This window comes from Pseudonocardia sp. (assembly GCF_035305885.1).
GTDB lineage: Bacteria > Actinomycetota > Actinomycetes > Mycobacteriales > Pseudonocardiaceae > Pseudonocardia.
In genome coordinates, this window is record NZ_DATGOP010000110.1 from 109,845 (window position 1) to 134,896 (window position 25,052).

Annotated in this window: 21 protein-coding genes; 6 read left to right on the forward strand and 15 right to left on the reverse strand. The window is 75.1% G+C overall.

What is annotated here, in order from left to right; all coding sequences use genetic code 11:
- Nucleotides 1-1,353 carry a dipeptidase gene (locus VKZ81_RS23145; protein WP_324243748.1) on the forward strand — a complete coding sequence of 451 codons (1,353 nt, stop codon included), beginning with the start codon at nt 1-3 and terminating at the stop codon, nt 1,351-1,353.
- 436 nt (nt 1,354-1,789) lie between these two features.
- On the opposite strand, the gene VKZ81_RS23150 is transcribed toward VKZ81_RS23145, so the two are convergent.
- Entirely contained in the window at nt 1,790-2,347 is a 558-nt protein-coding gene (locus VKZ81_RS23150; RefSeq protein ID WP_324243749.1) for a TetR/AcrR family transcriptional regulator, read from the reverse strand.
- Between the two features lie 93 nt (nt 2,348-2,440).
- Here VKZ81_RS23150 and VKZ81_RS23155 point away from each other — a divergent pair, with 93 nt between their 5' ends.
- Entirely contained in the window at nt 2,441-2,878 is a 438-nt protein-coding gene (locus tag VKZ81_RS23155; protein ID WP_324243750.1) for a nuclear transport factor 2 family protein, read from the forward strand.
- Between the two features lie 18 nt (nt 2,879-2,896).
- Here the strand turns inward: VKZ81_RS23155 and VKZ81_RS23160 are convergent, their stop codons facing one another.
- The 12 genes from VKZ81_RS23160 to metG all read right to left on the reverse strand — a co-directional run bounded on the left by VKZ81_RS23160 (nt 2,897) and on the right by metG (nt 18,353).
- Nucleotides 2,897-4,381 carry an ArnT family glycosyltransferase gene (locus VKZ81_RS23160; RefSeq protein WP_324243751.1) on the reverse strand — a complete coding sequence of 495 codons (1,485 nt, stop codon included), beginning with the start codon at nt 4,379-4,381 and terminating at the stop codon, nt 2,897-2,899.
- A gap of 71 nt (nt 4,382-4,452) precedes the next feature.
- Nucleotides 4,453-5,334 carry a hypothetical protein gene (locus tag VKZ81_RS23165; protein WP_324243752.1) on the reverse strand — a complete coding sequence of 294 codons (882 nt, stop codon included), beginning with the start codon at nt 5,332-5,334 and terminating at the stop codon, nt 4,453-4,455.
- On the reverse strand, nt 5,331-6,347 hold the full coding sequence (locus VKZ81_RS23170) for a C40 family peptidase (RefSeq protein WP_324243753.1): 1,017 nt from the start codon (nt 6,345-6,347) through the stop codon (nt 5,331-5,333). The genes VKZ81_RS23165 and VKZ81_RS23170 overlap by 4 nt, the downstream gene beginning before the upstream one ends.
- Nucleotides 6,344-6,826: a poly-gamma-glutamate biosynthesis protein PgsC/CapC gene (locus tag VKZ81_RS23175; RefSeq protein ID WP_324243754.1), complete on the reverse strand. Its 483-nt coding sequence runs from the start codon at nt 6,824-6,826 to the stop codon at nt 6,344-6,346. The genes VKZ81_RS23170 and VKZ81_RS23175 overlap by 4 nt, the downstream gene beginning before the upstream one ends.
- Complete coding sequence (gene pgsB, locus VKZ81_RS23180; protein WP_324243755.1) at nt 6,826-8,022, reverse strand: poly-gamma-glutamate synthase PgsB; 1,197 nt, start codon at nt 8,020-8,022, stop codon at nt 6,826-6,828. The genes VKZ81_RS23175 and pgsB overlap by 1 nt, the downstream gene beginning before the upstream one ends.
- On the reverse strand, nt 8,019-9,443 hold the full coding sequence (locus VKZ81_RS23185; protein ID WP_324243756.1) for a HAMP domain-containing protein: 1,425 nt from the start codon (nt 9,441-9,443) through the stop codon (nt 8,019-8,021). The genes pgsB and VKZ81_RS23185 overlap by 4 nt, the downstream gene beginning before the upstream one ends.
- Nucleotides 9,444-9,606: 163 nt before the next feature.
- Nucleotides 9,607-11,385 carry an ABC-F family ATP-binding cassette domain-containing protein gene (locus tag VKZ81_RS23190; RefSeq protein WP_324243757.1) on the reverse strand — a complete coding sequence of 593 codons (1,779 nt, stop codon included), beginning with the start codon at nt 11,383-11,385 and terminating at the stop codon, nt 9,607-9,609.
- Nucleotides 11,385-12,350 (reverse strand): 4-(cytidine 5'-diphospho)-2-C-methyl-D-erythritol kinase, encoded by a 966-nt coding sequence (locus tag VKZ81_RS23195; protein ID WP_324243758.1) that lies wholly within the window; start codon nt 12,348-12,350, stop codon nt 11,385-11,387. Before VKZ81_RS23195 ends, VKZ81_RS23190 begins: the two co-directional genes overlap by 1 nt.
- Before the next feature lie 159 nt (nt 12,351-12,509).
- Nucleotides 12,510-13,367 (reverse strand): 16S rRNA (adenine(1518)-N(6)/adenine(1519)-N(6))-dimethyltransferase RsmA, encoded by an 858-nt coding sequence (gene rsmA, locus VKZ81_RS23200; protein WP_324243759.1) that lies wholly within the window; start codon nt 13,365-13,367, stop codon nt 12,510-12,512.
- A gap of 16 nt (nt 13,368-13,383) precedes the next feature.
- On the reverse strand, nt 13,384-15,417 hold the full coding sequence (locus tag VKZ81_RS23205) for a transglycosylase family protein (RefSeq protein ID WP_324243760.1): 2,034 nt from the start codon (nt 15,415-15,417) through the stop codon (nt 13,384-13,386).
- 270 nt (nt 15,418-15,687) lie between these two features.
- Nucleotides 15,688-16,563 (reverse strand): TatD family hydrolase, encoded by an 876-nt coding sequence (locus VKZ81_RS23210; protein ID WP_324243761.1) that lies wholly within the window; start codon nt 16,561-16,563, stop codon nt 15,688-15,690.
- Complete coding sequence (gene metG / locus VKZ81_RS23215; RefSeq protein WP_324243762.1) at nt 16,560-18,353, reverse strand: methionine--tRNA ligase; 1,794 nt, start codon at nt 18,351-18,353, stop codon at nt 16,560-16,562. The genes VKZ81_RS23210 and metG overlap by 4 nt, the downstream gene beginning before the upstream one ends.
- Nucleotides 18,354-18,462: 109 nt before the next feature.
- Here metG and VKZ81_RS23220 point away from each other — a divergent pair, with 109 nt between their 5' ends.
- The 3 genes from VKZ81_RS23220 to VKZ81_RS23230 all read left to right on the forward strand — a co-directional run bounded on the left by VKZ81_RS23220 (nt 18,463) and on the right by VKZ81_RS23230 (nt 21,385).
- Complete coding sequence (locus VKZ81_RS23220; RefSeq protein ID WP_324243763.1) at nt 18,463-18,942, forward strand: cation:proton antiporter regulatory subunit; 480 nt, start codon at nt 18,463-18,465, stop codon at nt 18,940-18,942.
- Complete coding sequence (locus VKZ81_RS23225) at nt 18,942-20,138, forward strand: cation:proton antiporter (protein WP_324243764.1); 1,197 nt, start codon at nt 18,942-18,944, stop codon at nt 20,136-20,138. The genes VKZ81_RS23220 and VKZ81_RS23225 overlap by 1 nt, the downstream gene beginning before the upstream one ends.
- A gap of 206 nt (nt 20,139-20,344) precedes the next feature.
- Nucleotides 20,345-21,385: a polysaccharide lyase family 7 protein gene (locus tag VKZ81_RS23230; RefSeq protein ID WP_324243765.1), complete on the forward strand. Its 1,041-nt coding sequence runs from the start codon at nt 20,345-20,347 to the stop codon at nt 21,383-21,385.
- A gap of 271 nt (nt 21,386-21,656) precedes the next feature.
- On the opposite strand, the gene rsmI is transcribed toward VKZ81_RS23230, so the two are convergent.
- The gene (rsmI, locus tag VKZ81_RS23235; protein ID WP_324243766.1) at nt 21,657-22,508 is read right to left on the reverse strand and encodes a 16S rRNA (cytidine(1402)-2'-O)-methyltransferase; all 852 of its coding nucleotides are present in this window, start codon (nt 22,506-22,508) and stop codon (nt 21,657-21,659) included.
- A gap of 23 nt (nt 22,509-22,531) precedes the next feature.
- Between rsmI and VKZ81_RS23240 the strand changes: the two genes are divergently transcribed.
- Nucleotides 22,532-24,142 (forward strand): dolichyl-phosphate-mannose--protein mannosyltransferase, encoded by a 1,611-nt coding sequence (locus VKZ81_RS23240; RefSeq protein ID WP_324243767.1) that lies wholly within the window; start codon nt 22,532-22,534, stop codon nt 24,140-24,142.
- Nucleotides 24,143-24,145: 3 nt separating this feature from the next.
- Here VKZ81_RS23240 and VKZ81_RS23245 read toward each other — a convergent pair whose 3' ends face one another.
- Nucleotides 24,146-25,030 (reverse strand): EamA family transporter, encoded by an 885-nt coding sequence (locus VKZ81_RS23245; protein WP_324243768.1) that lies wholly within the window; start codon nt 25,028-25,030, stop codon nt 24,146-24,148.
- Between the last annotated feature and the right edge of the window lie 22 nt (nt 25,031-25,052).

Below are 25,052 nucleotides of genomic sequence, written 5' to 3' on the forward strand. Positions count from 1 at the left end.
ATGTCTGAGCAGCTCGCCGCGTCCGTCGCCGCCGCGCTCCCCGGGGCCCGAGCCGACCTCGAGCGGCTCGTGCGCATCCCCAGCATCTGGGCCGATCCCGCCCACGCCGACGACACCCGGCGCAGCGCCGAGGCCGTCGCGCAGCTGGCGCGGGACGCGGGAGCGGCCGACGTCTCGGTGATCTCGGCCGACGGCGGCGCCCCCGCCGTGGTCGCGCACTTCCCCGGCCCGCCGGACACCCCGACGGTGCTGCTCTACGCCCACCACGACGTGCAGCCGACGGGCGACCCGGAGCTGTGGACGAGCCCGCCGTTCGAGCCGACCGAGCGCGACGGCAGGCTCTACGGCCGCGGCGCCGCCGACGACAAGGCGGGCGTGATGGCCCACCTCGCGGTGCTGCGCGCCTACGGCGGCCGCCCGCCGGTGGGGGTCACCCTGTTCGTCGAGGGCGAGGAGGAGTCCGGCTCGCCCACGCTGCCGGCGCTGCTGCAGGCCCACCGCGAGCAGCTCACCTGCGACGTCATCGTGATCGCCGACGCGGCCAACCCCGCGGTCGACGTCCCGGCGCTCACCACGAGCCTGCGCGGCCTCGTCGACGTGACGGTCGAGGTCTCGATGCTGGAGCGGCCCGCGCACTCGGGCGTGTACGGCGGCCCGGTCGGGGACGCGCTCACCGCGCTGTGCCACGCGCTCGCCTCGCTGCACGACGCCGACGGTGAGGTCGCCGTGCCCGGCCTGGTCCACGGCACCTCCGAGGCGCCCGACATCGACGAGTCCGTCTTCCGCTCCGACGCGGGCCTGCTCGACGGCGTCGAGCTGATCGGCAGCGGCACGATCCCGACCCGCCTGTGGGCGAAGCCCGCGGTCGCCGTGCTGGGCATCGACGCGCCGCGGGTCGCCGAGGCGTCGAACGTGCTGCTGCCGAAGGCAAGGGCGCGCGTGGGCATGCGACTCGCGCCCGGGGACGACGCGGTCAAGGCGCAACGCGCCCTCGCCGACCACCTCGAGGCCAACGTCCCGTGGGGTGCTCAGGTGGCGGTCCGGCTCGAGCCGGGCATCGCCGAGCCGTTCTCGATCGACGCCAGCGGCGCCGCCTACGACGCCGCGCGGCGCGCGTTCGCCGAGGCGTACGGCAACCCGGTGGTGGAGACCGGCATCGGGGGTTCGATCCCGTTCATCGCGGAGTTCGCCCGCCAGTTCCCGGGGGCTGCGGTGCTGGTGACCGGCGTCGGCGACCCGGCGAGCCGCTGGCACGGGATCGACGAGAGCCTCGACCTCGCGATGTTCTCGCGCGCCGTGCTCGCCGAGGCGCTGCTGCTCGCCGAGCTCGCGAACGACGAGCCCGGCGCGTGAGGACGGGCGCACCCGCGCGCCGCCGCTCGCCCGGGCACGAGCGGGCGAAGCTGATCTGTTCGCCGGCTCCGGCCCGATCCCGCGCGGTCCAGCGTTGTCGCCGGCGTCGGTCCCCCGGGCCCCACGGGCCACGCCGCAGGGGCTGCCGAGCGGGCCGACGTCCCCCGCTCCACCCGGTCGGCAGCGTCGCTCCCGGCGCCGCTGCGACGTGATCGACGCCCCGGGGCACCCGGGTCACCGCACGGTGGTCGCGGCCGATCGAGGGGAGGCCGCGGCGGGTGCGGGGCGCGCCGACCGGCCCGTTGCCGCCGTCGACGGCAGCGGACCGGTCCGCGCTGCGCGGGTCTCCCCACACCGGGTCCCCCCGAACCCGGCCCGCGCTGCCACCCACGCTAGATCGCCGGGCCCGTCACCGGATCGGTCGAAGGGTTGATCCTCACCCCTCCGAAGGTCGGAGGCCGTCGCGGACCACGGCGAGCAGCCGGTGCCGCAGGTTCGGGTCGGGATCGTCGCCGACGGCGTGCAGCAGGCCCTTGAGCAGCGCGATCAGGTCGGAGACGGAGATGTCGCGGCGGACGCCCCCGGCCTCCTTCGCCCTCTCGAGGAGGGCGCCGAACGCGGAGTGCAGGTCCGCCACGGCGGCGGCCATCGCCTCCGCGCCGGCACCGGCGAACGCGTCTGGCAGGTCGCGCTTGGCGAGCGCCTGGTCGGCGACGCGGTCCAGGAAGCCGGAGAGCGCGGCGACCGGGTCGTCCGACCCCGCGCGGGCGCGGGCCTCGGCGGCGAGGTCCTCGACGTTGGCCACCGACACCGCCTCGAACAGCGCCTCCTTCGTCGGGAAGTGCCGGTAGACGGTGCCGGGTCCGACCCCGGCCGCCGCGGCGATCTCGTCGAGCGGCACCGCGTAGCCGCGTTCGGCGAACGCGCGCCGGGCGGCGGCGAGCACGCGCTCCCGGTTGCGGCGGGCATCGGCCCGCAGGGCGCGTTCAGCCATGGTCCCGGCCGCGCTTGCCAAGCGGGGCGAGCGTTCCGTATGTTCTAAGCGGGGTCACCGTTCCGATTCTAGTCGTCTCCCAGGAGGATCACCGTGAGCCGCAGCCCGCGCGAGGTCGCCGAGGACGTGCGCCGGATGGTCGCCGGGGAAGGGGTGGTGTTCGCCGACCTCTTCGCCGAGGACGGCGTGCTCCGCTACCCCTTCGCCGCGCCGGGGACGCCGCGCGAGCTGGTCGGCCGCGAGGCGATCCGCCAGTACTTCGGCGCCGCCGCGGCGTACCGGTCGATGCTCGAGATGCACGGCGTCGACATGGTCGTTCGCGAGACCGACGACCCCGAGGTGGTCGTCGTCGAGATCGAGCACCACGGGTACTCGCGCGGGGTCCGCGGCCCCTACCGCTTCCGCGCGCTCGGGGTCGTGCGCGTCCGCGACGGCGAGATCGTCGAGTACGACGACTACATGGACCCGATCGCGATGGCGACGATCCTCGGGCGCACCGAGGACCTGGTGTCCGCCCTCGCCGCCGCCTGAGGCCCGTGAGGGGTGGCCTCAGAGGTGGCGGGCGGACTCCCACAGCTGCGCCCATGCCAGCCGCCGCTCGGTCAGCAGGTGGATGGGCGTGCCCTGCACGAGGTTGGCGACCCGCTCGTCGTTGTCGAGCGCGCCGATCCGCTCCACCTGCCCGAACCCGGACGCGATCGCCGACGGGTCGCCGACGAAGACGACGGCGTCCGAGTCCTCCGGCGGGACGCCGAACCACGCCGCGCCTCGGCTGAAGCTGAACGAGCGCAGCTCGGGCGCGAACTTCTGGATCGCCGAATAGGTCCAGTAGTCGCCGGTGACCACCACCGCGTCGGGCGCGACGTCGGGCGGCAGCGCCCGGTGGGCGGCCTGGACGTCGGCGACCACCGCGGGCCAGCCGATCTCGTCGCGCTGGAAGTTGCCGATCTGCAGAGGCTGGTCGGCGTGGAACGACACCGGCTGGATCGGCAGCACGTTGCCCCACAGCACGGCCGCGGCTGTCAGGGCGTACACCGGCCACGTCGGCACCCAGCGCCACCACGCGGCCGGGCGCACCCGCTCCACCCGCGCCGCGCCGGCGGCCCACAGCAGCGGCAGCACGCCCGCGATGTAGTACGGCCGGCCGCCCGCCACCATGAACAGCAAGCTCACCCCCAGCGCGGTCACCCCGAGGAAGCGCAGCTCGGGCGTCCGCAGCAGCCGCACGAGGCCGACCACGCCGAGCACCGAGCCGATGAGCAGCCCGAACGCGAAGAACCCGAGCGGGAGGAAGCCGAGCATCCCGCCCGCGTAGACGCTCTCGGCCGCGACGATCCGGCCCATCTCCAGCTGCGGCCAACCGTTGCGGGCCTGCCAGACCAGCGTCGGGACCGTCGTCAGCGCCGCGATCGCCGCGCCGGCCCACAGCGCGCGCCTGCGCAGCAGCTCTCGGGGCCCGCAGACGGCCACCGCGACGAGCGCGACGCCCCAGAACGCGACGATCAGGAACTTGGCCTGCAACCCGACCGCCGTGACGAGGCCCGCGGCGAGCAGCAGGCGGTCGGACCGGGTGCGCACCCAGCGCACCAGCAGGTAGGTCACCGCGATCCAGACGACCGGGTCGATCGTGGACGTCGCGAGCAGGTGCCCGGTCGCGAGGAACCCCGGTGAGACCGCCACGGCGCCCGCGGCGAGCAGCTGCGCCCGCCCGCCCCCGCCGAACTCGCGGGCGAGCAGGGCGGCGAGCACGACCGCCGTGACGATCGCGAGCGTCGCCGGGATGCGCAGCGCCGCGACCGACCCGGGGGCGACGGTGTCCATCAGCAGCGCGATCAGCGGCAGCAGCGGCGGCTGGTCGGCGTAGCCCCAGTCCAGGTGGTGGCCCGCCGCCACGAAGTACAGCTCGTCGCCGAAGTAGCCGTACCGGCCGCTCACGGCGGTGAGCACGACGCCCACCGCGGCGGCGACGGCGAGCACGGGGCCGCGGCGGAAACCGGGCAGCTCGCGCACCGGTGCCTGCTGTTCCAAGGTCACGTGGGCGACGCTAGGGCGCGTTCCCGCGGCGCGGAGTCGATCGATCGGTTGACCTGGTATCCACCGGCCCGCTACGCGCCGAACGCGGCGAGCACCGGGGCGACCCGGTCCGGACGCCTGCGGACCGGCGCGCTCATCTCCACGTGCGCGAACGGCAGGCCGTCGCGCGCCGCCGCCCGGCCCTGCACGTTCGTGCGGCCCTCCAGCCGGCTGCAGCGCTGCGCCCAAGCCCGGCAGACCTGCAGCCCCGCCGCCTCCAGCCGGTCGGCCAGCTCCACCACCGGCGGTGCGGGGTCGTCCGGGCCGCCCCCGAGCACGACGTCGGCGTCGAGGTCGGCGCGCTCGGCGAAGCCGTGCAGCTGCAGCTGGGGCAGCCCCAACCGGGTGGAGAGCTCCACGGCGAGGGCGTGGAACAGCGAGTCCTCCTCGTGCGCGACGTCGGCCCGCTCGCCCGAGGCCCTGCGGTGCGCCCCGGCCTGCAGGTACACCGCGTCCGGACGGGCGGCGAGCACCGCGAGCCCGACCTCCTCGGTGGCGAGGTCGGCGTTCGGGTGCGGCACCTCGACGAGCAGCCGCGGCGGCCGGTCCAGCGGCAACGCGATCAGGCCCCACGACCGCTGCGACGCGGGGTCGCTGCGTGCAACGAGGTAGTCGACGCCCGCGGCGCTGCGCGCGGTGCCGACGGCGAAGCCCGCGGCCTCGAGCACGCCCCGGTGCACCTGCCCGTCCGATCCCGCGGCGAGCAGCGCCGTGACGGCGCCGACCACGGCGTCGCGCTCCGCGGGCGTGGGCGCGCGGTACGGCCCGTCCGGGTCGAGCCGGTCGGTGAGGTCGCGCACCTGCTGCTCCAACGTCGGTGAGGCCCCGCGGGTGGCGAGCACGCCCGCGAGCGCCCCGGCCGCCACGAGCGCGATCACCACGAGCACGACCACCGTCCCCCTCGCCCCCCTCACAGCCGCTTCGCCGCCCGGAACGACCTGGCGTAGTGCCCGCCGTCGTCCAGGACCGAGGTGCCGCCGAGGTCGCCGAGGGTGGGTCCGTCGGCGCGCCGCCTGCTCGACACGAAGCGGGCCTTCCCGGCCTCGTCGCGGCCCAGGTAGATCGCGACGTGGTCGATGCGCCGGTCCGGGGCCCGGTCGAGGTCGAAGAACAGCAGGTCGCCCGCCTGCAGGGCCGCGAGGTTCGTCGGCGGGACGCCGGTGTCGGGCAGCACCACGGCGCCCGGGCCGACCTCGGCCATCGCCCGGGCCCGCCGCGGCAGCCCGGGGCCGGGCCGCTCGCCCGACAGCAGCGGGTAGCCCGCCCGATAGCCGTAGACCAGCCGGACGAAGCCCGAGCAGTCGACGGCGCCGTAGCGCTCCCGCTCCGGGCGGCGCACCTGCCGGTCGGCGAAGCGCCACGTGACGCCCAGGTAGTCGTAGAAGTCGGAGTTCTCGGGCGAGGGGCCTCCGTTCGGCCCGGGCGGGCCGAACCGGGCGTCGCCGCCCACCCGCACGCCGTCGGCGTCGCGCCGCTCCGGCGCCCCGTCCAGGTACTCCGCGGCGTAGGCGAGCACGTCCGGCTCGGTGCTGCCGACGCTCTCCGCGAGCCACGGCCGGAACCACGGCTCGTTCTCCGCTCCCGGCCGCCACTCGTGCGGCAGGAGCCGCACCCAGACCCGGGTCGTGACCGGCGCGCCGCCGAACTGCGGTTCGGCGAAGGTGCGCGGCGGACCGTCGAGGGTGGCGGTGCGGGCGCCGTCGGTGAGGGTGGCGAGCACGGTGCCCGCGACGTCGACCACGGTGGTGCCCGGGGGCGCCTCCCGGCGCAGGAACCGCAGGTCGGCCGACGCCGCCGCAACCCGCGACTCCGGCGCCGCCGGGGCCGGCGGGTCGTCGCGCAGCTGGCCGACGACGATCCCGGAGCCGCCGACGACCACCGCGAGCAGCCCCATGACGACGCGCCGCGTGCGCAGCGCGCTGCTCACCACGCCGTCACCGCCCCGAGCAGCAGCCCGCTCGCGAGCACCCCGTAGCTGGCCAGGCTGACCGCCGAGGTCGCGAGCACGGTGGCGAGCGGCGGCTGGCGCACGAGCTGGTAGGCCACCAGCCCGGGGATCACGAAGCCGAGGGTCTCGTGGGCGAACAGCAGCGGGTAGTCCCGCTGCACCAGCAGGAACAAGCCGGTCGACAGCAGCACCGACAGCATCATCACCGCCGAGAACAGCCGCTTGCCGTAGAGGATCACGAGCCGCTGCAGGACCCGCACGCCGGCGTAGGTGACGACCGTGACGCCGGCGATCACCGCCACCTTCAACGCGTCCTCCACGAGCGTGAGCGCGAGCCACCCGGGCGTGATCATGCCGCCCGGCGAGAGGTTCGTGGTGAGGTAGCAGATCAGCGCGAACAGCAGCCCGATCGCGAGGGCGACGGTGGCGGCCTGCGGCGCGAGGGTCCCGGAGAGCATCAGGCCGCCTTCGGGCGGGCGGCGGGCCGCGGCATGGCGGCCATCCGGGCCAGCAGCACCTCACCCTGGCCGTGGATGTTGCCGACCGTGGCCACCGAGCCCGTCCCGTCCGGGCCGATCGCGACCGCGTCGAGCAACGCGTCCACGTCGAGGGGGCCGCCGAGGTCGACGACGCGGTCGGCCAGCTCGCGCGGCACCCGCACGCGCGCCGTGTGGGTCTGCTCCCCGATCAGCACGATCCGCTCCGGCCGGATCCGGCCGGTCAGCTCGCCCATCTGCCCGTTGCGCTCGACGCGGTCCGGGCGGCAGTTGATGACCGTGGTGAGCGGCGTCCCGATCAGCCCGCGGTCGCGCAGCAGGTCGATGTTCATGAGCGTCGATTCGGGGTCGTTCGCCGCGAACACGTTCGCGAACGCGATCCGGCCCCGGGGCGTCGCGTAGTTCTCGACGGTGACGGTGCCCGGGTCGGGGCGGGCCGCGACCATCCCGGCCATCGCCTCGCCGCGGGGGACGCCGCACATCTGCGCGACGGCCAGCGCGATCGCCACGTTCTCCTTGAACGTGATCCAGCGGAACCGCTGCATCTCCTCGTCGCGCACCGAGTCGGGGTCCACCGCGATCAACCGGCAGCCGCGCCGGTCCGCCTCCTCCTGGAGGATGTGCAGCCGCTTGCGCTCCGCGGTCACGCAGATCCCGCCCTCGGGCATCGAACGCGCCAGGGAGCGGGCCACGTCGTCGAGCGTCGGGCCCATCTCGTCGAGGTGGTCCTCGCGCACGTTGCAGATCACGCAGATCGTCGAGCGGATCAGCTTCTTCTCGTTGATCTCCTGCAGGTCCGGCAGCACCGCCATGCACTCGACGACCAGCGCGTGCGGCGCCCACGACGCCGCCCGCCGCACGATCCCGATCTGCTCGACGACGTTCGCGATCCCGAACTTGCGGTGCACCGGCTCCTCGGTGCCGTCGGGGAGGATGAACCGCGCCGCGGTCCCCGTCGTCTTCGCCACGACGCGCATGCCGCCGCCGCGCAGCGCCCCGGCGCACAACCGCGTGATGGAGCTCTTCCCGCGGATGCCGTTGACCACCACCCGCTCCGGGATCGAGCTCAGCCGCCGGAAGTGGCCGCGCTGCTCGAGGATGCCGGCGACCAGCAGGAACAGGCAGCCGGCGACGTACACGCCGTACAGGAACGTCACGTGCGGGCCACCCCGAGGACGACGGGCGTGGCGGCCAACCGGTTGGTCGCCTCCACGGCGGTACCGATCTCGTCCAGCCGCTGCGGAGCGAGCGGCGGCACGTCCTCGCCCGCCGCCAACCGCTCGGCGTGGCGGGCCAGCCTGCGGGCCGGGCCGACGACCGTCACGGCGGTCCAGACCAGCGCCCCGCACGCGAGGCTCGCCGCCGCCACGATCGCGACGAGCGTGGCGCGCCGGTTGCCGTCGCTCGCGAAGGCCGCAGCTGCGACGTCCCGGTCCTCGACGAGCACCCACCCGAGGTCGGTCGCCGTCCCGGGCGGGGTCACCCGCTGGGCCGCGGCCACCCGCCCGTCCTCCGGGGTGTCCACGGCGGGCCCGCCCTCGGCCGCCGCAGCGGCCAGCGCCCCGAGCGCGGGGTCGTCCAGCGGCTCGAACGCGGTGTAGCCGTCGGTGTCGAGCACGGTGGCCCGGCGCCCGTCGACCACGAGCGTGTGCCCGCCGGAGCCGCGGATCACCGAGTTCAGCTCGCGTGGGTCGAACTCGGCCACCAGCGCGCTCTCGCCGTCCCACATGGGGGCCGCCGCGCGGACGAGCGGTTCGCTGCCCGTGCTGTTGGCCTGCACCACCCGGGGGCCGTCCGGCGGGGGTGCGAGGTCGCCCGCGGGCGGCGAACCGGCCGTCGCGATCGGTTGCCCGTCGCCGTCGACGACCGCGACCGAGCGGAACCGCGGCTCCTCCGCGAGCACCTGGGCCGCCGTCGTGCGGGGGTCGGTGACGGCGGCGCCGGTGGGCAGGGCGGCCGCGCGCTCCACGACCGCGAGGCCGTTGCGCAGCGCGCCGTGCAGCTCCTCGGCCTCGGCCGCCGCGCTCGCGCCCGCGTCGCGCACGACGGCGTCGGTCCGCGGTTCCACGCCGCCGACCGTGGCCACCGCCGCCGGGACCGCCCACCCCAGCACGAGGGCGGCGACCGTCGCGAGCACGGTGGCGAGCGGAACCCGGTGGCGGGTGCGGGCCCCGCGCCTGCCGGGCCGGACGCGGCGGAAGCGGTAGAGCGCGAGCGCGACGCGGTCGAGCTCGGCGACCCGCGCGCGGGGGACGAGGTCGACGCGGTCCTCGGCCGCCATGCGGGCCATCGCCGCGGCGAACCGCCGGACCGGGCGCACCAGGAGACCCCAGAGCAGGCAATACGCCGCGACCACCACCAGCGCGAGCCCGGTGGGGACCCACCAGTCCGGCCAGCCCGCGCCGATCACGGCGATCGCGCAGAGCGCGACGACCCCGGCGAGCAGCGCGACCAGCGCGACGAGGGGGCCGCCGCGCACGCCCAACGTGGAACGCGACTCCGGGAACGGCGGGAACCGCAGGTCGGGCATGGTCTGCGCGGGCAACGGGATCGTCGGCGGGGAGCAGGGCGTGCTCACAGAGCTGTCCTTCGAACGTTCCTCGGGCGGCCGGCGGTACCGCGGCGGGTGTGGGGGCACCCGCCCCGTCGGCCCCGTCATGTCACGTGCACAGGTCCAAGGCCGTCACGATAGCGTGACGGCGTCGCCCGAATGACGCAGCGTCGATTACCGAGGGTTGCGGCTAAGATTCAGCGCGTTCCGCGGCTTCGAGCCACTCCAGCTCCACCTGCTCCCGCTCGGCCACCACGGCCTTGAGCTCCCGGTCGAGCTCCATCAACCGGTCCGGGTCGGTGGCCGCCTCCGCCAGCTGCTCGTGCAGGCGCGCTTCGGTGGCGGCGAGCTGCTCCATGCGCCGCTCCAGCCGGGCCGCCTCCTTGCGGGCGGCCCGCTGCTCGGCGGCGCTCGAGACCCGCTTCGCCTGCTGCGGCGCGGGAGCGGCGGCCGCCCGGGCCGCCTCCCGGCGGCGCAGGTACTCGTCGATCCCGCCCGGAAGGTGGGTGATCTTGCCGTCCCCGAGCAGCGCGACCACCGTGTCGCAGGCCCGTTCGAGCAGGTAGCGGTCGTGGCTCACGACGACGAGCGTGCCCGGCCAGCCGTCGAGCAGGTCCTCGAGCTGGGCGAGGGTGTCGACGTCGAGGTCGTTGGTGGGCTCGTCGAGCAGCAGGACGTTCGGCTCGGCCATCAACAGCCGGGTGAGCTGCAGCCTCCTGCGCTCACCGCCGGACAGGTCGCCGACCGGCGTCCACTGCCGCGACGCGGGGAAGCCCAGCCGCTCGAGCACCTGCGACGCCGACAGCTCCGCCTTGCCGAGCCGCACGTACTTCGCGACCTGCTCGGTGGCCTCCAGCACCCGCATGTCGGAGGGCAGGTCCACCAGCTCCTGCGTGAGCTGGGCGAGCTGCACGGTGCGCCCGCGCACCAGGCGGCCGCCGTCGAGGGGGCGCTCGCCGGCGAGGCAGCGCAGCAGCGTGGTCTTGCCCGAGCCGTTGACGCCGACGATCCCGATCCGGTCCCCCGGGCCGATCCGCCACGTGACGCGGTCCAGCAGCGTGCGACCCGCGACGACGGCGGTGGCCTCCTCCAGCTCCAGCACCGTGCGGCCCAGCCGGTTCGCGGCGAACCGGTGCAGCTCCACCGTGTTCCGCGGCGGCGGGACGTCCGCGATCAGCGCCTCGGCGGCCTCGATCCGGAACCGGGGCTTCGACGTGCGGGCCGGCGCGCCGCGGCGCAGCCAGGCCAGCTCCTTGCGGGCGAGGTTCTGGCGGCGGGCCTCGGCGGCGTCGGCCTGGCGTGCCCGCTCCGCCCGGGCGTAGACCCAGTCGGCGTAGCCGCCGAGGTAGGTCTCGACCCGGCCGTTCACGACCTCCCAGGTGCGGGTGCACACCGCGTCGAGGAACCAGCGGTCGTGGGTGACGACCACGACCGCGCAGCGGCGGGCCACGAGGTGCTGGGCGAGCCACGTGATGCCCTCGACGTCGAGGTGGTTGGTCGGCTCGTCGAGCACGACCAGGTCCGGGTCGCCGACCAGCGCAGCCGCCAGCGCCACCCGGCGCTTCTCCCCGCCGGAGAGCCCCTCGACGCCGCGGTCGAGGTCGGTGATGCCGAGCCCGTCCAGGACGTCGCGGACCTTCGGGTCGGCCGCCCACTCGTGCTCCGCGGCACCGGCCCACGCCGCCAGCACGACGTCGCGGACGCGGGCGCCCTCGGGCAGCACGTCGGTCTGCGCCAGGTGGGCGAGGTTCAGCCCGCCGAGGCGGCTCACGCGGCCGCCGTCCGGATCGCGGACGCCGGTGATGATGTCGAGCAGGGTCGTCTTGCCGCCGCCGTTCAGGCCGACCACGCCGATCCGGTCGCCGCGCTCCACCCCGAGCGACACGGCGTCGAGCAGCACGCGCGAGGCGTCGCCGGGGACGTGCGCGGTGACGGACTCGAGGTTGACCAGGTTCTGCGTCGGGGGCATCAGGCACGCACCGGGGGCCAGGACGTGGGGGGTGGTGGGCTGCTGGGTGGTTCGTGGTCGACCACGCGGGCACCGGGGACGGGGCCGTGCGCCACCCGGACCGTGCGGCACACGCCCACCCCGGCGAGCTCGGTGGCCACGTCCAGCGCCGCCTCGGCGCTGGCGCACAGGAAGGCGCACGTCGGCCCGGAACCGGACACCAGGCCGGCGAGCGCGCCCGCGGCCACACCCGCGCGCAGCGTGCGCCGCAGATCGGGGATCATGCTCACGGCCGCGACCTGCAGGTCGTTGCCGAGGCTGAGCGCGAGCTGGCGCGGGTCGCCGCCCGCGAGGGCCTCGAGCACCGGCTCCACCGGCCGCTCCGCGGGCGGGTCGTCGCCGCGCAGGCGGTCGAGCTCGCGGAACACCGCGGGCGTCGACAGGCCGCCGCGGTGCAACGCGATCACCCAGTGCTGCGTGTGCCGCGAGAGCACCGGCACGATCTGCTCCCCGCGCCCGGTGCCGACGGCCGTGCCGCCGTAGAGCGCGAACGTGACGTCGCTGCCCAGCTCGGCCGCGAGCACCGCCAGCTCGTCGCGGCTGAGGTCGAGCTTCCACAGCGTCGAGAGGCCGACCAGCGCCGCCGCCGCGTCCGCGCTGCCGCCGGCCATGCCGCCGGAGACCGGGATGCCCTTGCGCAGCACCAGCCGCACGTCCGGGTCGCGGTCGGCCTTCTCGGCGAGCACCTGGACGGCGCGCCAGGCGAGGTTCGTCTCGTCCGCGGGCACCTCGGTGACGCCCTCCCCGTACACCTCGATGCCGGGTGCCTCGCTGGCCACGACGGTGACCTCGTCGAACAGGCTCACCGCGTGGAAGACGGTGACGAGCTCGTGGTAGCCGTCTTCGCGCAGCGGGCCGACCGACAGGTGCAGGTTGATCTTGGCAGGCACACGCACTGTGACCGGTGGTGGGACGGCGGCGAGCACTGGTCAACCCTACGTGCGCCCGCACCCTCCGCGCCGCGACCCGCCTCCACGCACCCACAACGCGACTCGCTCACACCCACACCGCGACTCGCCGACACCCAGAGCGCGACTCGCCGGGCCCCCGGCGAGTCGCGGGCTCGATGCGGGCGAGTCGCGGGCTCAGTGCGGGCGAGTCGCGGCGAGGCGGGCGAAGTCCTCCACCGAGAGGGTCTCGGCGCGGGCCATCGGGTCGATGCCCGCTTCCCGGAGGGCGGCCTCGGCGGCGGCCGGCGAGCCCGCCCAGCCGGCGAGCCCGGCCCGCAGGGCCTTGCGCCGCTGCGCGAACGCCGCGTCGATCAGCCGGAAGACGGCCTCGCGGTCTCCGGGCGGCGGCTCGCGGCGCTCGAAGGCGAGCAGCCCGGAATCGACGTTGGGCACCGGCCAGAACACCGCCCGCGGCACCGGCCCGGCGCGGCGGGCCGTGGCGAACCAGGCGAGCTTCGCGCTCGGCACCCCGTACGCCCGGCTGCCCGGGGCGGCCGCGAGCCGCTCGGCGACCTCCGACTGGACCATCACGAGCCCCCGGCGCAGGCCCGGCAGCTCGGCGAGCAGGTGCAGCACCACCGGCACGGCGACGTTGTAGGGCAGGTTCGCCACGAGCGCCGTGGGGGCGGGCTCCGGCAGGTCGCCGGCGCGCACGGCGAGCGCGTCGGCCGTGGTGACCGTCAGCCGGTCGGCGAACGCGGGCGCCCGCTCCGCGGCGGTCCTGGGCAGGCGGCCCGCGAGCACCGGGTCGATCTCGACCGCGTGCACGGCCCGCACGACGGGCAGCAGCCCGAGCGTGAGCGACCCGAGCCCCGGCCCGACCTCCACGACGACGTCGTCGCCGTCCAGCCCGGCCGCCTTGACGATCCGGCGCACGGTGTTCGGGTCGTGCACGAAGTTCTGCCCGAGCCGCTTCGTGGGGCGCAGGCCGAGCTCGGCGGCGAGCGAGCGCACCTCGGCCGGGCCGAGCAGCCGCGACTGCGTCGTGGTCACGCGGGCAGCATGCCGGTCAGCGCGGGAGGCCGAGACGCCGGGAGCACGCGGGCCACGCCCCGTACCCGCCGCGGTCGTCCCGCACGCGGGTCGCGACGGCGATCTGCTCCTCGCGGGTGGCCTGGTGCGGCAGCGGCGCGTAGTCGGTGCCGCCGTAGGCGCGCCAGGTACCGGCGTCGAACTGCAGGCCCCCGTAGTAGCCGTTGCCGGTGTTGATCGCCCAGTTGCCCGTGGACTCGCACTGCGCGAGCCGGTCCCACACGCTGCCGTCGGCGACGAACGGGGCGCGGAGGCTGTCGTTCGTGCCCAGCCGCACGACGCGGGGCTTGGGCGGGGTGATGCCGCCCGCCCGCACCTGCTCGCGGCGGACCTCCTGGCCGTTCTGCACGTAGACCCGCATGATCGCGGTCTGCTCGCCGGGCGCGCCCTTGTCGACGACCACGCGCTTGCCCCGTGGCAGGTCCGGGTCCTCGATGATCTCCTCGGGGGGCGGGATCGGCCGGACCTCGACCACCTCGCCCTCACCGTTGCGCACGACGTGCACGTCGAGGCCCTCGGTGAGCGGGGTGTCGGCCGACGGGACGGACACGTCGTCCGGCCCGAGCTGCACGCCCTGCTCGGCCAGCAGGCCGGCGACGGTGCCGGACATCGTGGTGACCTCGGTCGTCTCCCCGGTGCCGTCGGTGAACTTCACGGTGCGCGGCACGCGCAGCTCCAGCCGGAAGCCATCGAGCGGGATCGGGGTGGACGGCGGCGCGGACATCTGGGTGGGGGCGGCCTCGAGGCCGAGGATCTGCAGCGCCTCTTCCACGGTGGTGGCGGGGATCGGCAGCTCGCGCTGCGAGGCGCCCTCGACGAGGGTCAGGGTCCGGGCGTGGGTGAAGATCACTTCGTCGCCGTCTTGGACCGGGTTGCTCGGCGCGGGTTCGACGCGGTCGCGCGGGGTCGGCTGGATCCCGGCCGCGGCGAGCGCGGCGCCGACGTCGGCGGCGTAGGTGTGCACGACCCGCTCGTGGCCGTCGATGGTCACGGTGATCGTCTTGTCCGTGGCCAGCGCGGTGGCGGCGCCGGCGATCATCATCAGCACGACGGCGACGACGGTGGCCCGCAGCAGGCCGGAGCGCCTGGGCTCCTCCTCGGCCGCGCGGCGCGCCCGCCGCGAGCGCCGCGGCACGACGTCGATCGTGGCGGTGAGCGCCGTGACGGGCGTCGGCCCGGACGGGGGAGCCGGCCGGGGCCGGGGTCGGGATGCCGGCGTCGGGGCGGGCGCCGCCGCGGGCTCGGGCTCCGCAGCCGGAGCCGGTTCGGGCGGGGCCGGTGCGGTCGGGGCGGCGGGCACTGCCTCGACCGGCGCGGTGACCGCGCTGATCGGGTGCGTGACCGACTCGTCCTCGATGGCGGGCATCGGCCCGGTGGGCGCGTCGTTCAGGTACGCCGTCCAGGACGGCCTGCGCGCCTTCGCCCGCTCGAGGGTCTCCTCGGTGCCGGTCGCCGTGGCCCCGGCCGGTTCGGGCTCGACGATCGGCGGCTGGGGTCCGGTCACCTCGGTGGCCGCCGGCCGCGGGCGCTCCACGGCGGGCTGGACGCCGGTCCGCGCCGCCGGGGCCGCGGGCTCGACAGCGGGCGGCGACACCCGGGGCGGCGACACGGTGCGTTCGACGGCCGGCGCCGCCCCGGTGCCCAGCTCGACGGGCGGCAGCCGCGTCCCCGTCCGCTCGGCGGGCGGCGCGGGGAGCGGGTTGGTCGCCTCGTCCGGGGCGACGGCGGGCATCGGGCCGGTGACGGGGTCGGCGCCGGCGTCCTCGGCGGAGTCGTCCACCGGGTGCGTGACGATCGGCCGGAACTGGCCCGTGACGGTGGCCAGGCCGCCGGTCTCCAGCCCGGGGGCCCGGCGGTGGGCGCGCGAACGGGTCAACAGCGAGCGCGCTGCGGGAGTGGCGGGCGGGACGGCCTCGAGCGCGGTGGTGACGACCGCTTCGGGAGCCTCCGGGTCACCACCGGCGTACCAGGCCGCGTACGGGTCCTCCACGGCCTCCGCGTCGGGGGCCACGCGACCGAGCCGCGCGCGGATGTCGGCGTGTCGCCGAGCACGCGTTGGGACGTCGACCACGCAGCATCCAGACCTCGTCGGACCGGGCAGGGGAGGTACTGCGGGCACGGTGCCCCGGAGGCCGTCGATCTGGGGGGAGCGCCCCGGACCACCGTGCCCGCATCAGCTGGGGAGCGGTTCCCCACCCCGGCTTGCGATCACGGAACCGTAACGGGGAGTGAGCGCCCAGGTCGAATCCCGACACGCGGACAGCGCCGAACGGCCCGCTCCCTACGCCGAGCGCGAGCCGTCGCCGGTGGGCGTCGCAGCCCCGGCGGCGGGTGGCAGCTCGGCGAGCCCGAAGACCCGCTCGGCGTTGCGCCGGACGCTGTCCGCCAGCCGCTCGGCCGGGACTTCGCGCAGGTCCGCGAGCCCGCGGACGGTCCACGGCAGGCAGTACGGCTCGTTCGCGCGCCCGCGGTGCGGATGCGGCGTGAGGAACGGGGCGTCGGTCTCGACGAGCAGCTGCTCGTCCGGCACGACGACCGCGGCCTCGTGCAGCGCCCGGGCGTTACGGAACGTAACCGTACCCGCGAACGACAGCACGTACCCGGCGTCGGCGCACTCGCGCGCCATCGCGGCGTCGCCGGAGAAGCAGTGGAACACCACGGTGTCGGGTGCGCCCTCCTCCCGGAGGATGCGCAGCACGTCGTCGTGGGCGTCCCGGTCGTGGATCATCAGCGGCTTGCCGAGGCGCTTGGCGAGGTCGATGTGCCTCCGGAACGACTCCTGCTGCGCCTCGGGCGGCGAGTAGTCCCAGTAGTAGTCCAGGCCGGTCTCGCCCACCGCGACGACGCGCGGGTCGCGGGCGAGCCGCTCGATCTCGGCGTGGTCGTCCTCGGTGAGGGCGGCCGTGCGCGTGGGGTGCAGCGCGACCGCGGCCGCGACCCGGTCGTCCCAGTGCGCGGCCTGCACGACCCACCGGGCAGAACCGAGGTCGTCGGCCACCGTGACGGCGCGCGCGACCCCCACGGCCTCGGCCCGGTCCATGGCCGCCCGGACCCCGGCCGCGTCCACGCACCCGCAGGCGTCGAGGTGGGTGTGGGAGTCGACCGTGGGGACCGGCAGCGGCTCCGGTGGCGGGGGCGCTTCCCGCCGGCCCGTCACTTCTGGATCGGGGCCCACTCGGGGCCCGTCTCCGCGAGCTCGGGGTCCAGCTTCCGGAAGATCGGCGTGGGCTTCTGCAGCGGCCTGCCCACCTCGATCGGCGTCGACACCCAGCGCGCCTGCTCCGCGGCGTAGTCGCCGGTGAGGATCGGGTTGATGCGGCCGGGGATGTCGAGGTCCTCGACGTCCTCCAGCCGCGGCTGCGCGGCCCACACGCCGGTGCCCCCGAGCGCCTCGTGCACCTTCTGCGCGGCGTGCGGCAGGAACGGCGTGAGCAGCGTGTTGGCGTCCTGCACGACCTGCAGGGCCGTGTGCAGGACGGCGTCGCGCCGGTCCGGGTCGTCCTTGAGCTTCCACGGCTCCTGGTCCGACAGGTACCGGTTGGCCGCGGAGACGACCTTCATCGCCTCGCTGATCCCGGCGCGGAACCGCGACCGCGCGAGGTGCCCGCCGACCGTGTCGAACGCCGCCTTCGACAGCGCCAGCAGCTCGGCGTCGGCGGCCGCGGGCGCGGTGGGCGGCGGGATGGCCCCGTTGTTCCTGTGGGCCATCGAGATCGACCTGTTGACGAGGTTGCCCCACTCGTTGGCGAGCTCGAAGTTGATCCGCCGGACGAACTCGTCCCACGTGAAGTCGACGTCCTGGGTCTCCGGTCCGGCCGCGGCGATGAAGTAGCGCAGGCTGTCCGGCCCGAACTCGCGCAGGAAGTCGTTCAGGTAGATCACGGTGCCGCGCGAGGTGGAGAACTTCGAGCCGCTCATCGTGAGGAACTCGCTCGAGGCGATCTCCGACGGCAGGTTCAGCACCCCGTACGGACCCGGCTCGCCACCGCGGTCCCCCTGGCCGTTGTGGCCGAGCAGCAGCGCGGGCCAGATCTGGGCGTGGAAGGTGATGTTGTCCTTGCCCATGAAGTACACGAGCTCGGCGTCCGGGTCGTTCCACCACGCCCGCCAGGCGTCCGGGTCGCCGGTGCGCCGGGCCCACTCGACGCTGGCCGAGAAGTAGCCGATGACCGCGTCGAACCACACGTAGAACTTCTTGAGCGGCTGGTCGCGCCAGCCGTCCAGGGGGATCGTGACGCCCCAGTCGAGGTCGCGCGTGATCGGCCGCGGCCGCATGTCGTCGACCAGGTTCCTGGTGAAGTTCAGGACGTTGGGCCGCCAGCCCGTCTTCGACGCGAGCCACTTGCCGAGCGTCTCGGTGAACGCGGGCAGGTCGAGGAACAGGTGTTCGGTCTCGACGAACTGCGGCACCTCGCCGTTGATCCGCGACCGCGGGTTGATCAAGTCGGCGGCGTCGAGCTGGTTGCCGCAGTTGTCGCACTGGTCGCCGCGCGCGCCCTCGTAGCCGCAGATCGGGCAGGTGCCCTCCACGTAGCGGTCCGGCAGCGTGCGCCCGGTGGACGGGCTGATCGCGCCGGTGGTGGTCTTCGGCACCACGTAGCCGTTGCGGTGCAGCGCCAGGAAGATCTGCTGCACCACCTCGGAGTGGTTGCCGCTGGTGGTGCGGGTGTAGAGGTCGTAGGTGACGCCGAGCCCGCGCAGGTCCTCCGCGATCACGCGGTGGTACTTGTCGACGGTCTGCTGCGGCGTGAGACCTTCCTTCTCCGCCTGCACCAGGATCGGGGTCCCGTGCTCGTCGCTGCCGGAGACCATGAGCACCCGGTTGCCGACCATCCGCTGGTAGCGGGAGAACACGTCGGAGGGCACGCCGATGCCGGAGACGTGGCCGATGTGCCGCGGGCCGTTGGCGTAGGGCCAGGCCACGGCGGTCAGCACGTGGGAGCTCATGGGCTCCAGCCTATGCCCGCGCCGCATCCGGCTTCTCGCCGACGCTCGCGCCGGGAGCCGAGCGCCACCGGCCCGTGGCCCTGGTCCCCCGCTCGGTTAACGTGACGGCGTGAACGTGGAGGTCACCCCACTGCCGGGAATCGGGGTGCGCAAGGACTTCGCCCTGCGCAACGGCCGAAGGATCGGCGTGGTCACCATGCGGGACGGCACGATCGACCTGATCGTCTCCAAGTCCGACGACCCGGACGCGTGCCTCGCCGAGCTGTCCCTCACCGCGGAGGAGGCCGCGGCGCTGGCCAACCTGCTGGGCGCCCCGCAGCTCGTCGCGCAGCTGAGCGAGGAGCACCGCGACCTCCCCGGCATCCACACCCGCCAGCTCCCGGTCGGCGCCCCGTTCGACGGCCGCACGCTGGGTGACACCGCCCTGCGCACCCGCACCGGCGTCTCCGTCGTCGCCGTGATGCGCGCCGGCCAGGTGCACCCGAGCCCCACCCCCGACTTCACGCTGACCGCGGGCGACCTCCTGGTGACCGTCGGCACGGCGGAGGGCCTCGAGCACGCCGTCAAGATCCTCAAGCGCGGCGGCTGATGGAAAGCACCGCTCTCGAGCTGCTCGAGCTCGGGGCCGTCTTCTTCGGGCTCGGGCTCCTCGGCCGCCTCGCCGGCCGGATCGGTCTGTCCCCCATCCCGCTCTACCTGGTCGGCGGTCTGACCTTCGGCACCGGCGGTCTGGTGCCACTGCACGGCATCGAGGGCTTCACCGAGCTCTCCGGTGAGGTCGGCGTCATCCTGCTGCTCCTGCTGCTGGGGCTGGAGTACTCGGCCTCCGAGCTGATCCACGGGATGCGGAGCACCTGGACGGCTGGCCTGCTCGACATCGTGCTCAACGCCGCGCCCGGTGTCGCCGTGGCGCTGCTGCTCGGCTGGGGCCCGGTCGCCGCGCTCGTGATGGGCGGCGTCACCTACATCTCGTCGTCCGGGATCATCGCGAAGGTCCTGGGCGACCTCGGCCGCCTCGGCAACCGCGAGACCCCGGTCGTGCTGTCGATCCTCGTGTTCGAGGACCTCGTGATGGCGCTCTACCTGCCGATCCTCACGGCGTTGCTGATCGGGGTGACGTTCCTCGGTGCGCTGAGCGCGGTCGGAATCTCGGTGGCGGTGCTCGCCGTCGTGCTCGTGGTCGCCCTGCGCTACGGCCGGTTCGTCTCCGCCGTGGTGGACTCGCCCGACCGCGAGGTGTTCCTGCTCAAGGTGCTCGGCCTGGCGCTGCTGGTCGCGGGCTTCGCCTCCGCGATGCAGGTCTCGGCCGCGGTCGGGGCGTTCCTGCTGGGCATCGCGATCTCCGGCTCCACCGCCGAGAACGCCACCAAGCTCCTCGAGCCGCTGCGCGACCTGTTCGCCGCGGTGTTCTTCGTGGTGTTCGGCCTGAACACCGACCCCGGGTCGATCCCGCCCGTGCTCGGCTGGGCCGTGGTGCTGGCCGTCGCGACGACGGCGACGAAGGTGGGCACCGGCTGGTGGGCCGCGCGACGGGTGGGCATCGGCCCGATGGGGCGCGCCCGGGCGGGCGCGGCGCTCATCGCGCGCGGCGAGTTCTCGATCGTGATCGCCGGGCTGGCGGTCGCCTACGGCGCGGTGACGAACGACCTCGCGGCGCTCGCCACCACCTACGTGCTGCTGATGGCCGTGATCGGACCCGTCGCGGCGCGCCTCGTGGAGCCGGCTGCGCGGTGGGTGCGGGCCCGCCGCCCGGCGAGCCAGCCGGCACCCTCCGCCGGCAACTGAGTGAACCGTTCACTCGAACGGTGTAACACACCGACCGTTCATCGCAGAGATCGTCACTCTCAGCGGGCAACAGGCAACCCGAGACGGTCCCGCCACTAGCTTTCCGGGCGACCGCACCGGTCACAAATCGGACACGGGGCCTCCCCACCCCCGCCGGCACCCCCGAGCCGGACGTCCGGACCGGCGTCGATCCGGAAGGCAGGTACGTGGCCCGGCACCGCTCCCCACGGACGCGCCACGCGCCGCCCGCTCCGTACGACCAGGAGACGGAGCAGGGCGACCACGCGCGTGGCGCGCACAACCCGGCGCACCACACGACCCTGGTCGCCGTCGTCATCGCGGCGGTGATCGCGGTCCTCGGCAGCGTGCTGTCGTTCGCGGGGGCGCTCGGCCCGCCCGCCGAGGAGGACGTCAACCTGGCCTCCCGCGACCTCTCGGTGCTCCCCACCGCTGAGCTGCCGCTCCCCGAGCCGCCGCGGGAGCCGGAGCCCACGACCGAGGCCCCTCCGCCCACCTCGGAAGCCCCCGCCGAGGACGAGGGCGAGGGCGAGAAGGGCGAACGAGAAGGGCTCGGCGCCGCCGTCGCCCGCGCCGTCCGGTTCCCGGCCGAGATCATCGACGCCAGCAAGTGGTACCTCACGCTGCCCACCGGGAAGGAGGGCAGCCCCGACACCGTCGAGACCGAGGACCTGGCCACCTACAGCAGCAAGTGGTTCCGGCTCAACGAGTCGAAGGACGGCGTCGTGTTCACCGCGAACGCCGGCGGGGCAACCACGGTCAACAGCAAGTACCCGCGCTCCGAGCTGCGGGAGATGATCAACGGCAAGAAGGCGGAGTGGGACGGGAAGTCCGGCACCCACACCATGGAGCTGGACCAGGCCATCACCAGGACGCCGCGCACCAAGCCGGACGTCATCGCGGGCCAGATCCACGGCGGCGACGACGACGTCATGCAGATCCACCTGTCGGGCCGCAAGCTCACGGTGAAGTACGCCGACGGCGACAAGGACGTCGTGCTCGACCCCGCCTACGAACTGGGCAAGCGGTTCCGCGTGAAGATCCAGGCGTCGGGCGGCAAGGTGAAGGTCTGGTACAACGGCAAGCTCGCCGCCGACCTGCCCGTCTCTGCGTCCAAGAGCTACTTCAAGGCGGGCGCGTACGTGAACTCCAACCCCGACAAAGGCGCCGACCCGGACGACGTGGGCCAGGTCGTGATCTACGGGCTGAAGATCAGTCACAGCGGCTGAGGGAGCCGCCTGCCGGGCGATCGGATGTCCGCGAGTCGCGCCCTGAGCGTCCGCGAGTCGCGCCCAGGGCGCAGGCGAGTCGCGCTCTGGGTGTCCGCGAATCGCGGTTCGGGTGCTGCGCGCCACGGGCCGCGCAGGCGGAGCCGGCTCGCCGACACCGAGACCCCGACTCGCGCGCACCCAGAGCGCGACTCGCCGACACGGACACCCCGACTCGCGCGCACCCAGAGCGCGACTCGCCGACGCCGAGAGCGCGACTCGCCGGGGTGGATCAGCGGCGGGCGGCGACCGTGGCCGCGTAGAGCTCCCGCTTCTTGACCCCCGCCGCCTCGGCCACGGCCGCGACGGCGTCCTTGAGCCGCTCCCCGTCGGCCACCCGCTCCTGCACCACGTCCACCAGCGACTCGACGGTGGGGGCCTCGCGCGGCGCCGCCCCGGCCAGCACCACGGTGATCTCCCCGCGCACCGGGCCGTCGGCGGCCCAGCGGGCGAGGTCGCCGAGCGGCCCGCGGACCACCTCCTCGTGCGCCTTGGTCAGCTCGCGGCACACCGCGGCCGCGCGGTCGGCGCCGAGCACCTCGACGGCGGCGGCGAGGGTGTCGGCGAGCCGGTGCGGCGACTCGAAGAACACCACCGCCCGCGGCTCGGCGGCGAGCGTCCCGAGCCAGCGGCGGCGGTCCCCGTCGCGGCGCGGCGCGAAGCCCTCGAAGCAGAACCGCTCCGCCGGGATGCCGGACAGCACGAGCGCGGTGGTCACCGCGGACGGGCCGGGCAGGCACGTCACCGGGAGCCCCTCGGCCGCCGCCGCGGCCACCAGCCGGTAGCCGGGGTCGGAGACGACGGGCATGCCGGCGTCGGTCACGACGAGGACGGTCCGCCCCGCACGCACTTCGTCGAGCAGCCGGGGCAGCCGCGCCGCCTCGACCGCGTCGTAGTGGCTGATCACCCGGCCGGTGACCGCCACCCCGAGTGCCGCGGCGAGCGAGCGCAACCTGCGCGTGTCCTCGGCGGCCACGACGTCGGCCGTGGCCATCGCCTCGCGCAACCGGGAGGAGGCGTCGCGGGCGTCGCCGAGCGGGGTCGCCGCGAGCACGAGGCGGCCGGGACCTGGACCAGAGGACACGGCCACAGCCTACGATCGGGCCGATGGTCACCCGGGGGCTCGAGGGCTTGCGCAGCCGCGCGGCAACCGGGAAACCACCCGTGGTGGGCGTCCAACCGGTGGGGACCTACCCCGAGCTCCCCCCGCGCCCGCTCGACCCCACCGCCGTGCTCGGCCCACCGCCCCCCACCGACCGGCTGCGCGGGTGGCTCGTCACGCTCACGCTCACGCTGGTCGCGGCCGTGGTGCGGTTCACCGGCCTCGGCCACCCGACCGACGGCGGCACCCCGGTCTTCGACGAGAAGCACTACGTGCCGCAGGCGTGGCAGATGCTGCGCAACGGCGGGGTGGAGGACAATCCGGGCTACGAGCTCGTCGTGCACCCGCCGCTCGGCAAGCAGCTGATCGCACTCGGCGAGCTGCTCTTCGGCTACGACGGCTTCGGCTGGCGCGCGGCGTCCGCGCTCGCGGGCACGCTCACGGTGCTGCTCGTCATCCGCGTCGCCCGCAGGCTCACCGGCTCCACGCTGCTCGGCGGGCTCGCGGGCATCCTGCTGATCTGCGACGGCCTCTCGCACGTGCAGTCGCGGATGGGGATGCTCGACGGCTTCTCGGCGTTCTTCGTGCTCGCCGCGTTCGCCGCCGTGCTGTGCGACCGCGACGACGTGCGCGCCCGGATGGCCGTCGTCGTCACCGAGGGGCGCGTGGACGACACCCCGTTCGGCCCCCGGTACGGGGTGCGGTGGTGGCGGCTGCTCGCGGGCGCCCTGCTCGGGTGGGGGTGCGCCGTCAAGTGGTCGGGCGCGTACTGGGTGGCCGGCTTCGCGCTGCTGGTGCTGCTGTTCGACCTCGGCGCGCGGCGCGCGGCCGGCGTGCGGCGACCGTGGGCGGGCACCGTGCGTCGCGACCTCGGCCCCGCGGTGTGGGCCCTCGGCGTCGTTCCGGTGCTCGCGTACCTGTCGGCGTGGTGGGGCTGGTTCCGCAGCGAGACCGGCACCGACCGGTACGCCGTCGGGATCGAGGTGGGCACCGGTGGCGCGTTCTCGTTCCTGCCGGACGCCCTGCGTTCGCTCTGGTACTACAGCGGCCAGGTGCTGGAGTTCCACACGGGCCTCACCACCGAGGCGAGCGGGGTGCACCCGTGGGAGTCCAAGCCCTGGACGTGGCCGATGGGGCTGCGCCCGATGCTCTACTACTACGCGTCGGGCGACCAGGTCACCGGCTGCGGCCGGACGGACTGCATCAGCGCGGTGATGCTGATCGGCACCCCGGCGCTGTGGTGGCCCGCGATCCCCGTGCTCGCGTTCGCCCTGTGGCGGCTGCTGAGCCGCGGCGACTGGCGCTTCGGGGCGGTGCTGCTCGCGTACGCCGCGGGCATCCTGCCGTGGTTCGCCAACATGGCCCGCCAGATGTACTACTTCTACATGGCGCCGCTGGCGCCGTTCCTCGTGCTCGCCACCGTGCTGGCCATGGGCGTGGTGCTCGGCCCGGCCGACGCCGGCCGCGAGCGGCGCCAGACCGGGCTGCTGGTCGTCGGGCTCTGGACCGGCCTCGTCGTCGCCAACTTCGCGTGGCTGTGGCCGATCCTCGTGGGCCTGCCCATCACCCCCGAGATGTGGGACGCGCAGCTGTGGCTGCCGTCCTGGCGGCAGTGACCCTCACGCCGTCGAGAGCAGCGCGCTGGCCGTGAGCGCCAGGCCCGCGCTGAGCAGCTGGGTGCGGGTGAGCCGCTCCCCGAGCACCACGCGCGCCAGCAGCACGACGACCACCGGGTAGAGCGAGACGACGACGGCGCTGATCCCGAGGTCGCCCAGGCGCGTGGCCACGAGGAACAGCACGTTCGCGGCCGTGTCGAACACCCCGCTCACCACCATCAGCAGCAGCGGGCCGCGCGCCCCCCGGCGGGCGGTGGCGGGCGTGCCGGCACCGACGGCGGTCACGGCACGGGCTCGGACGGGCAGCGGCAGGTGGTGCCGCAGGACGAGCGCGACGAGCACCGCGACCGACGCGACGCGGCCGGCGAGCAGGGGCCACAGCCCCGAGTCGTCCGGCGCGGCGTCCACCCCGACGAAGAACGCGCCGAAGCCCACGCCCGCGACCAGGCCCAGCAGCACGCCCGTGCCGGCCGCCCGGTCGGCCCGGGTGCCCGCCGTGGCCAACAGGATCGCCGCCAGCGCGACGGCGACGGCGAGCATCCCCACCGGCCCGAGGCGCTCGCCGCCCAGCAAACCGACGAGCAGCGGGAGCCCGGCCCCGACCACCGCCGACAGCGGCGCGACGACGCCCATCGGCCCGACGGCGAGCGCCCCCAGGTACACCAGCAGCCCCGACGCCCCGGCGAGCCCGGCGAGCACCCCCATGCCGAAGGCGGCGGCCGACGGCCGCCCCGGGACGAGCCCGATCACCAGCAGCAGGCTCAGCAACCCCGCAGCCTGCGCGACGACCGTGACGACGAGCACAGGGGCTCGTCGCGCCGCCAGCCCACCCGCGAAGTCGGCGATTCCGTACGTGACGGCCGACGGCAGGGCGAACGGCAGGGACATCGGACCTCGTCTCCAGGGTTCA